The sequence below is a fragment of the Paraburkholderia sp. UYCP14C genome, from assembly GCF_004197395.1.
Classification (GTDB): Bacteria; Pseudomonadota; Gammaproteobacteria; order Burkholderiales; family Burkholderiaceae; genus Paraburkholderia.
On record NZ_SELS01000016.1, the window covers coordinates 117,620 to 133,637 of the forward strand.

A 16,018-nucleotide genomic window follows, 5' to 3' on the forward strand; every position below is an offset into this window, starting at 1 on the left:
CCACTCCGCATCGACAGCGGCTGCATGAGCGCCTAAGACGCGCGTGAGATCGCGCCAGGTGCCAAGTGTTAAACGAGCAGCATCAAACTGGATTGAATCGTGCGTGGTCGGCAGCGCACGGCACGGCCGCCTGCCAGACTGCAGTCGATCAATCACGCCGACGGGTCGTCTATCGCGCCATCGTGGGGAGCGCGTGTTCGGCTGCCGGCGCGGCCGCACGCGCGCTTTCGCTCGTGACATCGGACGCCACGTGGGCCAGCTTCATCAGGCGTGGCTGAAGCAGCAGCGCGACCAGACCGCTCCAGCCCGTCTGATGCGAAGCGCCGACACCGCGTCCGTCGTCGCCGTGAAAGTACTCGTGGAACAGCACGAGATCGGACGAACGCGGGTCGGCCTGCAACTGCGGATAAGCGGCCATCACGGGCCGCATGCCGTGCTCGTCCTTCAGAAACAGCGTGGTGACACGCCGCGCGAGACCGTCGGCGATCTCGCTGAGCGAGCACCGGTTGCCCGATCCCGTCGGATATTCGATGCGGAACTCGTCACCGTAGTAGCGATGGAATTCATACAGCGATTCGATCAGCAGATAGTTGACGGGCATCCACACGGGGCCGCGCCAGTTCGAATTGCCGCCGAATACGCGCGAATCCGATTCGGCCGGCTGGTACTCGATGCACACATGCGCGCCGCCATGATCGAACTCGTACGGTGCGTCGCGATGCACACGCGACAGCGCGCGCACGCCGTGCTGGGACAGAAATTCGTCTTCGTCGAGCGCGCGGCGCAACAGTGCCGTCATCCGGTATCCGCGCAACAGCGACAGCAGGGTAGTGTTGCCCTTGCCGGGTTCGGTCCAGCGCGACACGAGTTTGGCCAGATTCGGCCGGTGATCGAGAAACCACGCGAGCCGCTCTCGCAGGCCCGGCAGGTGGCCGTAGATCCGGTCTTCGAGCACATGCACGGCGAACAGCGGAATCAGGCCGACGATCGAGCGAACGCGCATCGGCACACGGGTTCCGTCCGGAAGATGCAGCACGTCATAGAAGAATTCGTCGTGGCCATCCCATAGCCCGGTCCTGCAACCCTCGCTGCAACCGACGGCTTCCGCGATATACAGGAAGTGTTCGAAGAACTTCACCGCGATTTCGACGTACGAGTCGTTGGTCATCGCGAGCTCGAGTCCGATCTGCATCAGGTCGAGCGCGTACGAGGCCATCCAGGCGGTGCCGTCGGCCTGGTCGATGCGGCCGCCGGTCGGCAGCGGGGAAGAGCGGTCGAAGATGCCGACGTTGTCGAGCCCGAGAAAGCCGCCCTGGAAGATGTTGCGATCCTCAGCGTCCTTGCGGTTGACCCACCACGAAAAATTCAGCAGCAGCTTGTGGAACATCACTTCGAGAAACTGGTGGTCGCCGACGCCTGTGATTTCGCGGTCGAGTTCGTACACGCGCCATGTGGCCCATGCATGAACGGGCGGATTCGCGTCGCCGAATGCCCATTCGTAGGCGGGCAACTGCCCGTTCGGATGCATGTAGCGTTCCTTCACGAGCAACAGCAACTGCTTCTTCGCGAAGTCGGGATCCATCATCGCGAACGCGGCGGCATGAAACGCGAGATCCCACGACGCGTACCACGGGTACTCCCACTTGTCTGGCATCGAGACGACGTCGCCGTTGCACATATGCCGCCAGTCGGCGTTGCGCCCGTGCCGGCGTCCTTTCGGCGGCTTCGGCTGACCGGGGTCGCCGTCATGCCAGCGCGTCACGTCGAACTGGTAATACTGCTTCGTCCAGAGCATGCCGGCGAGGGCCTGGCGTTGCACGAGCCGCGCATCGGCATCGCCGATGTCGTGCTGGAGCGCCGCGTAGAACTCGTCGGCCTCCGCGATCCGGCGCGCGAACAGTGCTTCGAAGTCGAGCGGCACGTCGTCGCGTCCGATTCCCGGCTGCGCGGCAGAACGCCAACGCAGATACAGCACCGCGCGCTCGTGCGGCGCGAGCGGCAGCGCCACATGCGCGGCGACGCGGGTGCCCGCGTCGCGGCGGATCGCCTGCTCGTCGCGATCGACGAGGTAATCGTTGAAGCCATCCTTGAACGGGCCTTCGCGGGCGATGCCGAAAATGCGCCGCACGTTGGTCTCGTTTTCGCAGAAGAGCCATTCGATCGGCTGCGGCGCCGAGGCCGTGACGATCATCGTACCGAGCGCGGGATTGTGCGCGATCACGCGCTCGCCTTCGGCGGAATCCGGCTCGAGCCTGAGCGACGGCTTGCCGGGCTTGCCTGACCACGCCCAGCGGTTGCGCGCCCAGAAGAGCGGCAGCGCATGCAGGGTCGCGTGCTCATCCGCGCGATTCTCGACGGTGACGCGCATCACGATGTCGTCCGGTGTGTGCTTCGCGTACTCGACCCAGACGTCGAAATAACGGTCGTTGTCGAACACGCCCGTATCGAGGATTTCGTATCCGGGCTGATCGGCGCCGCGCCGTCCGTTTTCGTCGATCAGATCCTGATACGGGTACGCATCGTGCGGGTACTTGTACAGCATCTTCATGTACGAATGCGTCGGCGTGCCGTCGACGTAAAAGTAAAGCTCTTTCACGTCCTCGCCGTGATTGCCTTGCGCATTGGTCAAGCCGAACAGCCGCTCCTTCAGGATGCGGTCGCGCCCGTTCCAGAGCGCGAGCGACACGCACCAGTCGAGCGGGTCGTTGCCGAATCCGGCAATGCCGTCCTCGCCCCAGCGGTACATGCGGCTGCGCGCGTGATCGTGGGGGAAATAGTCCCAGGCGGTTCCGTAGTCGCTGTAGTCTTCGCGAACCGTGCCCCACTGCCGGTCGCTCAGATAAGGGCCCCCAGCGGCGCCAGCAGTCCAGCTCCGGGCCATGCAGACGGACCCCTTCCTTCGTACGGAGCAGATCGTTTGCGTGTAGCGATGACATGTGACCTCCCGATCTGGTCGACTGTCGAACACGTTCGGTGCGTGAGCGCCGCCCATCCTGTCAGGCGTGCGTCACCGGGCGGTAATCTGCATGATAGGCGTCGTTTGGCCTCGTTGCGGTCGGGCCGAGTGCATCGAAGCCGCCGAAACGACGATGCGGATCCACGATTCGCACCGACCGGCGATGGGGCGGGATCTCGCGGCGCAATGGGCCGGCATCGCGCCGGAACCGATCGTCGGGCGTCAGACCGTGCCCGGATATCGAAGCGCGTGCCTGTTCCGGTATCTGAAGCCGCAGGTATCGCTCACCGGACCGCCTGCGCGGCAGCCGGATTACGCTGGCTCGGTATCGTTGCCGAGCATGGAGTGACGGCAGGCCGCAGCGCCGCAATGACAGACGTACTGGATGCGGATTTCGTCGGTGATCGCGCCATCGACCGACAGACCGTAGTCGATGAAAAGCTCTTCGCCGGGTGCAATAGCGGCGAGCGCATGAATGAACACACGCTCGCCATTCTCGATCGCTTCGCAGTTGGGGGCGCACGCATGGTTCAGGAAGCGGGCGCTGTTGCCGCCCCGGCTGCCGTCGATTACTCGGCCGTCGGACAGACCGAACACGAACGTATGACCCGCCTCGGCTCGCTGACGGGCGGCGGCGCGCCGCCAGCTAGTCAATTCGCCCTTGTATTCGATGACCCGTTCGCCTGGCGCGATCGGCTGTAGCGCGAACAGTCCCATGCCATGTACCGGAGAGCGTCGTGCGGTGATGCGTCGCAATCGCATGGTGTCGTTTCCTTCGGGTGCGTCGGTCGTCGAGCGTGGTGGATGGGCGATCCGAAGCATATCGCCACGGTCGCTGCCGTTCAACGTCTTCATTAAGATATCGCAACTAACTGTCTAGTTTTTACGCGACCCCGCATTCCGGCTTCGCCGCACCCCTACTAACCAGAGGCGACCAGGTCGATTTGTCGTCGCCGGGCTCCGCGCCGCACGCGCGGATCGATCGCGTCACGCCGGCATCAGAGCCGGCTCAGGCAAACGAGCGGCTAGCCGCCGCCGCGCGCTTGCGCAACCAGTTCATGCAGGCGAAGAGGGCGATCGCGAACGCCATCAGCAGTGTGGCCACGGCAAGGATCGACGGGTCGATCTGGTCACGGATGCCGCTCCACATCTGCCGCGGCACGGTGCGCTGCTCGGGGCCGCCAATGAACAGAATGACGATCACTTCGTCGAACGATGTCGCGAACGCGAACACGCTGCCCGTTGCGACGGCGGGCGTGATCAGCGGCAGCGTGACGCGGCGAAACGCGACCCACGGCTGCGCGCCCAGGCCCGAGGCGGCGCGCAGCAGGCTTTGATCGAACGACAGCAGCGAGGCCGTCACGGTGATCACCACGAACGGTGTGCCGAGCGCGGCATGGGCAAGCACGACGCCGAGATACGAATTGACCAGCCCGAGCGGCGAGAAGACCAGATAAAAACCCGCCGCGACGACCACGATAGGCACGATCATCGGCGACACGATGATCGGCATGATGATCGAGCGGTAAGGAAACTGCGCGCGGCTCAAGCCGAGCGCGGCCAGCGTGCCGAGCACCGTCGCGATCAGCGTCGACGCCGCGCCAATGCCGATGCTGTTCGCGAACGCGCGTTGCCAGTCCGGCGAACTCAGCGCCTGCGCGTACCAGCGCAGCGAGAAGCCCTGCATCGGGTACGAGAAGAACGAGCCGGAGTTGAACGACAGCGGCACGATCGCGAGGATCGGCGCGACGAGGAAAAAGAAAATCAGCGCGCAATGCACGCGTAGTCCCGCGCCCGCGATGCGTTCCGACAGTAGCCGGGTTCGTGCGTCTTTCATCTGAGTCTGCCTGTTGATGAACTATCCGGGTAAGCGACGCGAATCAGCGTCAGTTCCGCGGCGCGTCAGCCGAAGCGCAAGCGGTCGATGCCGACCAGCCGGTTGAAGATGAAATAGAACACCGCTGTAAATGCGATCAGATAGCACGACAGCGCGCCCGCAAGGCCCCAGTTCAGCTGCTCGTTGGTCTGCGACGCGATCAGCTGGCTGATCATCTCGTCGCCGGCGCCGCCTAGCAGGGCGGGGGTGATGTAATAGCCGAGCGCGAGCACGAACACGAGAAAACATCCCGCGCCGACACCCGGCAGCGTCTGCGGAACATACACGCGCGCGAAGGCCACGGCCGGATGCGCGCCGAGCGATTTCGCCGCGCGCATGTAGACGGGCGGGACACTCTTCATCACCGAAAAGATCGCGAGGATCATGTAGGGCAGCAGGATATGCGTCATGCCGATCAACACGCCCGTGCGATTGAAAATAAGCGGCAGCGGATGATCGATGAGCCCAAAGCGCAGCAACGCGCTGTTGATTACGCCACCCGGTTGCAGAAGCACGTACCACGCGGTGGTGCGCACCAGCAGCGAGGTCCAGAACGGCACGATCACGAACAGAATCAGCCGGTTGCTCTGGTTCTCCGGCAGCGTGGCGAGCAGATAGGCCACGGGGTAGCCGAGCACCAGGCACAGCAGCGTGACCGTCGCGCTGATCGTGACGGTGCGTCCGAAGGCCGCGCGGAAGATCGCACTGTCCGCGGCGACGGACGTCACCGAACCATCGGGCGCGACCTGCGCGTCGACGGCGTTGAGCAAATAGTCGGGCGTGGGGGAGATCGACGCGCGCTTCAGGAGCCGCCAGGTTTCCTGTGCGTTCCAGCGCTCGTCCAGCTCGATCAGCGCGGGTTTCCATTGCGCGGGCGCTTCCGAACGGGTGGCACGCGCGGTCTTGAAGAGCAGGCTGCGGAATTCCGGCTGATAGAAGTTCATGCGCCGCGCGATATTGCCGAGCTGGCCGGACTCGCTGGCGTCCTTCAGGTCGTGCGCGAGTGCGGCAAAGGCCGGTTCGCCGGGTAGGCCCGCGCCGTCCCATCCGGCCAACGCCGCGCTCAACTGCGGCATGCCGGTTCGCACTTCGGGGTTTCGCACGCTGCGCGCGAGCAGGCTCGCGATCGGTGCAACGAACGTCACCAGCAGAAAGATCAGCAACGGCAAAGCCAGCAGCAACGCGCGCATCGCGGCCTTGCGGCGCGCGGCGCGAAACGACTCGCGGTTCGCGGCCTGCGGGCCGCGGCCGAAAGGGGCGGTGGATGGCAGCGGCGTGTTCATCGTGCTCGATCTCTCGGGTGACGTTCGTTCGATCCGGCGTTACTGCGTCAGCCAGTTCTGGAACCGCTTGTTGATCGCGTCGGCGTTGTCGGCCCAGAACGTCGCGTTGATTTGCAGCGGACGCTTGAAGTTCTCCGGTGCGGTCGGCAGATCGTTCAGACGCGCCTTGTCGATCAGCGGAATGGCGTCCTTACGCGGCGGCGCGTACGCGATGTACTTCGACAGGTCCGCATAGGCCTGCGGCGTCGAGGAAGCGACGATGAACTTCTGCGCCGCGTCGGCGTGCTTCGCGCCGTTGACCACGGCCCACCATTCGTAGTCGTACACCTGCGCATCCCAGACGATCTTGAAGGGTTTCTTGTCCTTGTGCACGGCGTCGTCGATGCGGCCGTTGTACGCCTGCGTCATCACGACCGCGCCGTCGGCGAGCAGCTGCGGCGCCTGCGCGCCCGCCTCCCACCAGACGATGCTCGACTTGATCGTGTCGAGCTTCTTGAACGCGCGGTCGACGCCGGCAGGCGTGGAGAGTACCTTGTACACATCCTTGGGCGCCACGCCATCGGCGATCAACGCCCATTCCATCGCGACCTTCGGCGACTTGCGCATGCCGCGCTTGCCGGGGTACTTGTTCAGGTCGAAGAAATCGTTGATGGTGGTCGGCGCGGATTTCAGCTTGCTGGTGTCATACGCATAGACGGTGGACCACACCATTGCGCTGACCGCGCAATCACTGATCGAGCCCGGCAGGAAGTCGCTGGTGTTGCCGAGCGCTTTCTTGTCGAACTTGGCGATCAGGCCTTCGTCGCATGCGGTGATCGCGTCGTTGGTTTCGAGGTCGATCAGATCCCAGGTCGGGTTCTTCGATTGCTCCATGGCCTGCAGCTTGGCGAGGCCGCCATCGTAGGACTCGGAGGAGAACTGATTGCCGGTCTTCGCGGTGAACGGTTCGAACCATGCCTTTTTCGCGGCAGCTTCATACGCACCGCCAAAGGTGACGACGGAAATCGTATCGGCCGCGTGGACCGTGGCTGTGGCAAACACCCCGAGCGCGCACGCCGCGAAGGTGGTCCGGAAGGTCGAGAAGGTGGTCTTCATTTCTAGTTGGCTCCTGCGATAAGTGGCGAGGCGGACGAGGGAACGGCAACAGCTGAATAGTCGGCGCCGCCGGACCCGGCGGCGGATTGCGGCGCGGCCGCCATGGCGGGCAGCACCTTGCAGTCGTCGCGTCGCCAGGTCACGGCGGTCTGGCGGCCGAGTGCGGGCAGATCGTGGTGCTGTGTGTTCGGCACCTTGACGACCATGCTTTCGCCATGGCCGAGCTTCAGATGCACGCGATGATGATCGCCGCAGTAGACGAGTTCCTCGACCAGCGCGTGTACCACGTTCATGTTCTGTTGGGTCGCTTCCTGCACGGCGTCCGGCGTCGCGGCGATGTGCGCGCGCTCGGGACGCAGCGCCAGCATCGCCGTGTCGCCGGACGCGAGCCCGGCGCCCGGGCGTCCGCACACGGTGCTGCCGTCGGCGAGCTGCATCGCGGCCCATTCCCCGCCGCCGGAATCGACGCGGCCGGTCAGTCCATTGTTCTCGCCGACGAAATTGGCGACGAACGCATTCGCCGCGTTTTCGTAGAGTTCGGTCGGTGCGGCGGCCTGCTGGATGCGTCCGTCGGAAAAGACCGCGACGCGGTCCGACATCGTCAATGCTTCGTTCTGGTCGTGGGTGACGTAGACGATCGTCAGCGACAGTTCGCGATGCAGCCGCATGATTTCGTATTGCATGGTTTCCCGCAGGCGCTTGTCGAGCGCGCCGAGCGGCTCGTCCATCAGCACCACGCTCGGCTCGAACACCAGCGCGCGGGCCAGCGCGACGCGCTGCTGCTGGCCACCCGACAGTTGCGACGGACGCCGCCCCGCCAGATGCGACAACTCCACCATGTCGAGCGCGCGCATCACGCGCGTTTTCTGTTCGCTGCGGCTGACCTTGCGCACCGACAGCGGAAACGCGACGTTCTCGGCGATCGTCATGTGCGGGAACAGCGCATAGTTCTGAAACACCATGCCGATATCGCGCCGATGCGGCGGCTTGTCGTCCAGACGCTTGCCGGCGAGGCGGATTTCGCCCCGCGTCGGCGATTCGAAGCCTGCCAGCATCATCAGTGTCGTGGTCTTGCCGGAACCGGACGGACCGAGCAGCGAAACGAATTCACCGTGCGCGACGTCGAGATCGAGTCCCTCGACGACGCTATGCACGCCGTCGTATGACTTGCTGACGCCGTCGAACGAAATAAAGGGTTGGCTTGACATGGGCAACTCGGCAGAGTGTGGGCGGTCCACGTGAGGCGGCGATTTCACAGCGCGCCCACGTGTGCCGCCAGATAGCGGGCGAAGTCGTAATTCGGCCGTTCCAGCGGGCTCAGATGGCCGGGCTTCGCGAGTGGCGCGTGCACGCCGCGAAACACCGCCTCGACGCCGCGCCGGTCCTCGGCGTTCACTTCGTCGAGCAGCGTCTTCAGCGTGGCCATGTATTCGGCGGCGCGCGGATCGTCGACGAATTCCGGTGCGAGGCCACCGCCAAAGCGGATATGCACGCGGCCGACGCCTCGCGGCTGCAGGATCAGATACCAGAAGTAGCCCGGCGTCAGCGTGATCAGGTGGGTCGGGTAGATCGCCAGCAGCGCGGTGGTGCGGCGCCAATGACCCTGCAGACGCGTGTTGGCGGGATGCGCGTTGCCGATCGGCAGCGACGCTTCCTTGGTGATCCAGTGATAGTTGAACGCAGGCAAACCCGGCGGACATTCCATTTCTTCGAGCTTCGAGTGCGGTCCGACCGTTGCGCGATGCAGCATCGGCAAGTGGTAGCTCTCCATGAAATTTTCGGCGAGGATCTTCCAGTTGGTGTCCCACACATGCTCTTCGTGGAAGGTCTCGACGTATTCGCTCATGCCGTACGGCTCGATCAGCTTCGTCAGTCCGGACAAATGTGATTCCACCGCGCTCGCGTGCTCGTTGAGCGTGACGTAGATCCAGCCTTGCCACGTTTCGCAGCGCAACGCAGGCAGCCTGTATTGCTCCTTGCAGAAGCCCGGCTGCTGATCCATCATCGGCGCGCCGGCGAGCGAACCGTCGAGCGTGTAGTTCCATGCGTGATACGGGCACACGATCCGGCGTACGTTGCCGCGCCCTTCGAGCAATACCGACATCCGGTGCAGGCAAACGTTCGAGAATGCGCGCAACGCACCGCTCGCATCGCGCAGCACGAACACCGGCTGGTCGTCGATCTGCGCGGTCAGGTAATCGCCGCTCTTGGCCAGCGCGCTCGCGCGGCCCACGCACAACCACTCGTTGCGAAACACGTCGCGCTGTTCGAGCGCGAGAAACGCCTCCGACGTATAGACGGCCGGCGGCATTGCGTGTGCATCCTCGAACGGACGCTCGCAGTTCTCGCGCAGCGCGCGAACGATGTCGAGTTCAGTGTCCGTCGACTGAAGAATGGCTTGCATAGGGGCCTCCCATCAGTGTGTGCATCCGATGAGCACCAATCTAACAATCCAAATTGCTAGGTAAAATATTGTTTTTACATGCAGTGCATAGGTCAAGCCTATGCGGTCACGCTTTCCGGGCTGCTAACCAATAATGTGGAGACGCCGAATATACGTTTCACAGAATGCCGAGAAGCGTTTGACGACCTCACGCGGCTTGACGGCGCCCGATAGTGCAATGCCAAGCGTCGTCGCATTGACGCTTTCCTTGAAATGTTTAATCACGAAGTCTTCGCCGTCGACCGTTCGGGTCGACTTCAGCGGGAAGTTGAGTATGCTGTAACCCAAGCCGTTGGCGACCATGCCACGCACCACTTCAGGCTGTGACGAGCGGAAAGCGGCAGTAGGGCGGCTGCCGACCGCATCGAACAGCGCGGAGAAGTACTCGCGGCTATGCGGCAGGTCCAGCATCACATAGGGCTCGGGCAGCAGGTCGGCCAGCGACACCTTGCGTGCACGTGCCAGCCGATGTGTTTTAGGCAGGATGACATACGGTGGCAGCGAAAGCAGCGGGGTAAACGCGATTCCGTCGGTGATATCGAGGCTGTAAGTCAGCGCGATATCGAGCGAGCCATCGTGCAGGCCGCTCAGGAGCGTGTCCTGATGCGCTTCCGTGGTACGGAAGGTGATCGCCGAATAATCCTGCACGAAGCGGCTGATGATGCCGGGCATCAATGGCGGCGCCAGCGACACCATGCAGCCCAGCGAGATGGAGCCCGACATGCCGCCGTCGATTTCCTTCGCGGTCAGCTGCAATTCTTCGGCGTTCTGAAGCAGATTGCGAGCGTGCCCCAGCAGATCGCGGCCCGGTTGCGTGAGGGACAGCCCGCTCGCGTGATGGCGGATGAACAACTGAACGCCGAACGATTCCTCCAGATCCGCGAGCGCCGTCGAGATGGACGGCTGCGAAATGTGCAGGCGCTTTGCCGCGGCGGTAAACGAAAGCGTCTCGGCCGTGACGACGAAATACCTGAGCTGACGCAACGAGTAGCGTATCGAGTTGCCGTCCATCAGTTGCTCCGTGATCGGTCGAACCGATTGTCGCTCGCCAATTGTCGCTTGCATAGCGAAAAACGATGCAAAGCATTTTTAAAATATAGTTTTTGTTGTTTGCAGCGCGGCGTACATTTTGTCCGACCGAGACGGGACGTGCTGTGACGCGCCGTAGTCCGGTGCTGGTTTGAACGCAAACACAGCAAGCGTCACTGCGTCTCGACGGCGCAGCGCGTCATGCGTCATGGAAGAGAGAGAACCTAATCCAGACCGCTTTTCAGAAGGAGCAGGCTATGGCGGCTGAAAAATTGTCGATCGACACGCTGGTCATAGGCGCGGGTCAGGCAGGCGTGGCAATCAGCGAACACCTGAGCAAGCTCGGCGTGCCGCATCTCGTGCTGGAACGCGACCGCATCGCCGAGCGCTGGCGTACCTGCCGCTGGGATTCGCTGGTCGCCAATGGTCCCGCCTGGCACGACCGCTTCCCTAATATGGAGTTCGAAGGACTCGATCCCGACGGGTTCGCCGGCAAGGATCAGGTCGCCGAGTACTTCGAGGCCTATGCGCGCAAGTTCAATGCGCCGATTCGCACCGGGGTCGAAGTCACCAGCGTCGAGCGTCTGAAGGGCCGGGCGGGATTTTCGATCGTCACCTCCGACGGCACCATCGAAGCCAGTCGCGTGGTCGTCGCGACGGGGCCGTTCCAGCGTCCCGTGATTCCCCCCATCGCGCCGCCGGACGGCGATCTCACGCAGCTTCATTCGGCCCATTACCGGAACCCGGCGCAACTGCCCGAAGGCGCGGTGCTCGTGGTTGGCGCGGGGTCGTCCGGCGTGCAGATCGCGGACGAACTGCAACGCGCGGGCCGCAAGGTCTATCTATCTGTCGGTGCGCATGACCGTCCACCGCGCGCCTATCGCGGTCGCGATTTCTGCTGGTGGCTGGGTGTACTCGGCGAATGGGACAAGGAAGTCGCCGTGCCGGGACGCGAGCACGTGACCATCGCGGTCAGCGGCGCATACGGCGGCCAGACCATCGATTTTCGCCGGCTCGCGCATCAGGGCATGATGCTCGTCGGCACGACGAAATCGTTCGCGAATGGCGTCGTGACTTTCGAACCGGACCTCGCCGCCAATCTGAAGCGCGGCGACGATAACCTGATGTCGCTACTCGCCGCCGCCGACGATTACGTTGAGCGCAACGGCGTCGACCTGCCGGAAGACCCCGACGCACGCGTGATTCCGCCAGACCCGGAGTGCGTGACGCAGCCGCTGCCGGACCTCGATCTGAAGAAGGCGGGTGTGAGCACGATCATCTGGGCCACCGGCTATGCGGTCGACTTCAGCTGGCTGCACGTGAACGCGTTCGACGACAAGGGCAAGCCGCAGCACCAGCGCGGCGTATCGAAGGAGCCCGGCGTGTATTTCCTCGGCTTGCCGTGGTTGTCGCGGCGCGCGTCGTCGTTCATCTGGGGCGTGTGGCACGACGCGAAGCACATCGCCGATCACATCGTCACGCAGCGCAAATACCTCGCGTATCACGACGCGGCGCAGCGTCGGCAGGACGCGCGCGGCACGCGTGACGCGAATACGACCGATACCGCGTGCGACGAATCGCACGCACCCAAGACCAAAGAAGTGGGAGTGAACTGATGCCTACGCATACTCGGATCCGCATGTTCAATACGAAGGATACGTACCCGAACCAGACGCTCGACAACGATCTTTGCCAGGCGGTTCGCGCGGGCAATACGGTCTACGTGCGCGGCCAGGTCGGTACCGATTTCGACGGCAACCTGATCGGTCTCGGCGATCCGCGCGCGCAAGCCGAGCAGGCGATGAAGAACGTCAAGCAGCTTCTCGAGGAAGCGGGCAGCGACATGTCGCATATCGTCAAGACGACGACCTACATCATCGATCCGCGTTATCGCGAGCCGGTGTATCAGGAAGTCGGCAAGTGGCTGAAGGGCGTGTATCCGATTTCGACCGGGCTCTGCGTCAGCGCGCTCGGCCAGCCGCAATGGCTGATGGAAATCGACGTGATCGCCGTGATCCCGGACAACTGGAAGCCCGCTCAGGCGTAAGGAACGACCCATGACATTCTCCATCGTCGGACGTTGTGGCAAGACCGGTCAGCTCGGTATCGCGATCAGTTCGTCAAGCATTGCAGTGGGTGCGAGGTGTCCGTGGGCGCGCGCGGGCGTCGGTGTGGTGGCGACGCAGAACGTGACGTTGCCCGCGCTCGGGCCGCAGATTCTCGATCTGCTGGAAAGCGAGCGTATCGCGGCGGATGCCGCGCTCGAACGGGCACTAGGCGCGAGTGAATGGAGCGAATACCGGCAGGTGACGGTGGTCGACAGCGAGGGTCGAACCGCGATGTTCACCGGCAAGGAAGCACTCGGCGTGCATCACGCGGTCGCGGGCGATCAGTGCGTGGCAGCGGGTAATCTGCTCGCCGGCCAGCCGGTGATCGACGCGATGGTGAAAGCGTTCGAGAGCGCCCAAGGCGCGCTCGCCGATCGCTTGCTGCGCGCGATGCATGCGGCTGTCGAGGCCGGCGGGGAAGCCGGGCCCGTGCATTCGGCGGCGCTGAAGATCGTCGATACGGCGGTCTGGCCGGTCGTCGATCTGCGTGTCGATTGGGCGGATGACGATCCGATCGGCAAACTCGACGCGCTGTGGCAAGCGTATCGGCCGCAGATGCAGGACTACATCGCGCGCGCGTTGAATCCGACCGCGGCGCCGAGCTACGGAGTGCCCGGCGATGAGTGAGCTGTCGAGCCGCGCGTTGCTCGAACGGCTGATTGGTTTTGCGACCGTCAGCCGCGACTCCAATCTGGAGCTGATCGGCTTCGTGCAGCAATACCTCGCGGATCTAGGGGTGGAAAGCGAGCTATTCCATAACGCCGAGCGCACCAAGGCTAACCTGTTCGCCACCATCGGTCCGCGCGACCGTGGTGGCATCGTGCTGTCCGGGCATACCGATGTGGTGCCCGTCGACGGTCAGGCATGGACCGTCGACCCGTTTCGTCTCACGGAGAAAGAAGGGCGCCTGTACGGACGCGGCACCGCCGACATGAAGGGCTACCTCGCGTCCGTGCTGGCGGCGCTGCCCGCTTTGCTGAAGCTGAAGCTCGAAGTGCCGGTGCATGTGGCGTTTTCATATGACGAGGAAGTGGGCTGTCTCGGCGTGCGGCCGATGCTGGCCGAACTCGAAAAGCGTGTGCATAAGCCGCGCATGTGTCTGATCGGCGAGCCGACCGAACTGAAGCCTGTGCTCGGCCACAAGAGCAAGCTGGCGATGCGCTGTCACGTGAAGGGCGCGGCATGTCATTCCGCGTACGCGCCGCACGGTGTCAACGCGATTCAATACGCGGCCCGGCTGATCAACCGGCTCGAACAGATCGGCGACGAACTCGCGCAGCCGGAACATCACGACGCGCGTTTCGATCCACCGTTCTCGACGGTGCAAACAGGTGTCATCAAAGGCGGACGCGCGCTGAATATCGTTCCCGCCGAATGCGAGTTCGATTTCGAAGTGCGCGGCGTGCCGGGCTTCGATCCCAACGTGGTGGCGGACAAACTGCAAAGCTACGCGGCAGCCGAATTACTGCCGAAGATGCGCGCGGTGCAGCCCGATACCGATGTCCGTGTGCAGATGCTGAATGCCTATCCCGGACTGGCGACTTCGCCCGATAGCGACGCGGCACGCCTGCTCGCGATGTTGAGCGGATCGAACGAATACGGAACGGTGGCCTTCGGCACGGAAGGCGGCCTGTTCACACAGGCGGGCATTCCGACCGTGGTCTGTGGACCCGGCAGCATGGATCAGGGCCACAAGCCGGACGAGTTCATCACGATCGAACAACTGAACCGCTGCGACGCGATGTTCGCTCGCCTCGCTGAACATCTTGGCAGCGTGAGGTAGCCCGCGCGGCCCGGATGCAAATCGGGCGTGATTGGATCATCAGGCCAGCCGCTCTGCCACTTCGAGCACGAAGTGCGCGGCCACGACCACGGCGGTGATCAGGGTCGCGAGCCAGCAGAGCGCGCGTAACGACCAGTGCGCGACGAGGTCGCCGACTGCTTCGCGTTTCGCGCTCAACAGCACCAGAAGCACCAGCACGGGCGTAATCGTCATACCGTTGACGACGGCGCTCCAGTACAGCGCGGTGACGGGATCGACGTGCAGTAGGCCGAGCGCGAGACCAAGCAGCGTCCCAAACCCCGCGAGCGCAACGAGCAAAACGGCAATGCGCCGTTCACGTGGTTTGCCGTGGCGCCAGTCGAACGAACTCGCGACCGCCAGCGCGGCGGAACCCGCAAGCGCAGGTAAGGCGAGCAGCGCCGAGCCGATCAGCGCAAGCCCAAGCAGGGGGCCGGCGTAGCCATTCAAGAGCGGCTCGAGCGCCCGCGAAAGTTCCGGGGGCTCGCCAGGCCGCACCTGTGAACCATGCAGCGTCGCCGCAGCCGCAATCATCATGCACAAGGCGGCCACGCTCGATAGCGCGGTGCGCTTCAAGGTCTGCGTGCGCAACCGGCGAAGCTCCTCTGACGAGCGTCGCTCGTCCCGAGCGGCATGCCGTTCGTGTTGTCGATGTTGTTCCTCGGCTTCCTGCTCGGCCTGAGAAAAAAGCAGATACGGGCTCATCGTCGTACCGAGCACGGCCATCAGCATCGTCACGAAATCTTCTTTCCACTCGACGTGCGGCACGAGCGAGCGCAGCACGACCGTGTGCCACGGCACCTCGACGATCAGCAGCACGCCGACATACGCGAACATCGGCAGCATCAACCATTTGAGCACCTGTGCGTAGCGCGCATACGGAATGAACCACTGCAACGCGATCGATGCGCAACCGCATGCGAGGGCCAGCAGCCAGAGCGGCCCATGAGTGAAGCGTTGCACGACCGCAGCCATCGCCATCACGTCGACGGCAATGTTCAGCGTGTTCGCTATTACGAACCGCGCCACCGCGAAATAGAAGAACACGGGCGCATAGTGCGCGCGCATGTTCGCCGTCAGGCCGTGTCCGGTGACGGCGGCGACCCGCGCCGACACGAGTTGCAGCGCAACCATCGACGGATACGACAGCACGCAGGTCCACAGCAGGTCGTAGCCGTACCACGCGCCCGCGAGCGAATAGGTGGCGATACCACTGGGATCGTTATCGCAACCGAGACTTGCCAGCCCAGGCCCGAGATCGGCCGCCCACGAGCGGGCAGGCTGCGACGACGCAGCGGGCCTGCTGCCTTGTGCGGTGCGGGACGCGGTGCGCCGGTCGGGGGGAGAGTGCATTCTGCTGAGCAACCGGAACGGGAGATGCCGTTGCACTCGCACGAACCGTTCCTTTGCGTCGACTCGTCTGGCGG

At 63.8% G+C, this 16,018-nt stretch carries 12 protein-coding genes and 1 pseudogene; 4 read left to right on the plus strand and 9 right to left on the minus strand.

Going from position 1 to position 16,018, the window contains the following annotated elements:
- Positions 1-169: 169 nt before the first annotated feature.
- The 8 genes and pseudogenes from EVC45_RS17190 to EVC45_RS17225 all read right to left on the minus strand — a co-directional run bounded on the left by EVC45_RS17190 (position 170) and on the right by EVC45_RS17225 (position 10,664).
- A pseudogene (locus EVC45_RS17190) lies at positions 170-2,936 on the minus strand (glucosidase).
- Positions 2,937-3,268: 332 nt separating this feature from the next.
- Positions 3,269-3,718 carry an SET domain-containing protein gene (locus EVC45_RS17195; RefSeq protein WP_129959136.1) on the minus strand — a complete coding sequence of 150 codons (450 nt, stop codon included), beginning with the start codon at positions 3,716-3,718 and terminating at the stop codon, positions 3,269-3,271.
- Between the two features lie 247 nt (positions 3,719-3,965).
- Positions 3,966-4,793: an ABC transporter permease gene (locus EVC45_RS17200; RefSeq protein ID WP_129959137.1), complete on the minus strand. Its 828-nt coding sequence runs from the start codon at positions 4,791-4,793 to the stop codon at positions 3,966-3,968.
- Between the two features lie 65 nt (positions 4,794-4,858).
- A complete protein-coding gene (locus EVC45_RS17205) occupies positions 4,859-6,115 on the minus strand; it encodes an ABC transporter permease (RefSeq protein WP_129959138.1) in 1,257 nt (418 codons plus the stop codon).
- A 39-nt stretch (positions 6,116-6,154) separates the two neighbouring features.
- Positions 6,155-7,210, minus strand: a complete 1,056-nt coding sequence (locus EVC45_RS17210; protein ID WP_129959139.1) for an ABC transporter substrate-binding protein — start codon at positions 7,208-7,210, stop codon at positions 6,155-6,157.
- Positions 7,211-7,212: 2 nt separating this feature from the next.
- A complete protein-coding gene (locus tag EVC45_RS17215; RefSeq protein WP_129959140.1) occupies positions 7,213-8,418 on the minus strand; it encodes an ABC transporter ATP-binding protein in 1,206 nt (401 codons plus the stop codon).
- Between the two features lie 44 nt (positions 8,419-8,462).
- On the minus strand, positions 8,463-9,614 hold the full coding sequence (locus tag EVC45_RS17220) for an SRPBCC family protein (protein ID WP_211193429.1): 1,152 nt from the start codon (positions 9,612-9,614) through the stop codon (positions 8,463-8,465).
- Between the two features lie 123 nt (positions 9,615-9,737).
- Complete coding sequence (locus EVC45_RS17225; RefSeq protein WP_129959141.1) at positions 9,738-10,664, minus strand: LysR family transcriptional regulator; 927 nt, start codon at positions 10,662-10,664, stop codon at positions 9,738-9,740.
- Between the two features lie 275 nt (positions 10,665-10,939).
- Between EVC45_RS17225 and EVC45_RS17230 the strand changes: the two genes are divergently transcribed.
- From EVC45_RS17230 to argE, 4 genes are read left to right on the plus strand one after another with little or no spacing between them, the layout of a single operon-like run.
- Positions 10,940-12,298: an NAD(P)/FAD-dependent oxidoreductase gene (locus EVC45_RS17230; RefSeq protein ID WP_129959142.1), complete on the plus strand. Its 1,359-nt coding sequence runs from the start codon at positions 10,940-10,942 to the stop codon at positions 12,296-12,298.
- Positions 12,298-12,729: a RidA family protein gene (locus tag EVC45_RS17235; RefSeq protein ID WP_129959143.1), complete on the plus strand. Its 432-nt coding sequence runs from the start codon at positions 12,298-12,300 to the stop codon at positions 12,727-12,729. The genes EVC45_RS17230 and EVC45_RS17235 overlap by 1 nt, the downstream gene beginning before the upstream one ends.
- A 10-nt stretch (positions 12,730-12,739) precedes the next feature.
- Positions 12,740-13,417: a DUF1028 domain-containing protein gene (locus EVC45_RS17240; RefSeq protein WP_129959144.1), complete on the plus strand. Its 678-nt coding sequence runs from the start codon at positions 12,740-12,742 to the stop codon at positions 13,415-13,417.
- On the plus strand, positions 13,410-14,573 hold the full coding sequence (argE, locus tag EVC45_RS17245) for an acetylornithine deacetylase (protein ID WP_129959145.1): 1,164 nt from the start codon (positions 13,410-13,412) through the stop codon (positions 14,571-14,573). Before EVC45_RS17240 ends, argE begins: the two co-directional genes overlap by 8 nt.
- Before the next feature lie 39 nt (positions 14,574-14,612).
- Here the strand turns inward: argE and EVC45_RS17250 are convergent, their stop codons facing one another.
- Positions 14,613-15,944 carry an NRAMP family divalent metal transporter gene (locus tag EVC45_RS17250; protein WP_129959146.1) on the minus strand — a complete coding sequence of 444 codons (1,332 nt, stop codon included), beginning with the start codon at positions 15,942-15,944 and terminating at the stop codon, positions 14,613-14,615.
- Positions 15,945-16,018 lie beyond the last annotated feature (74 nt).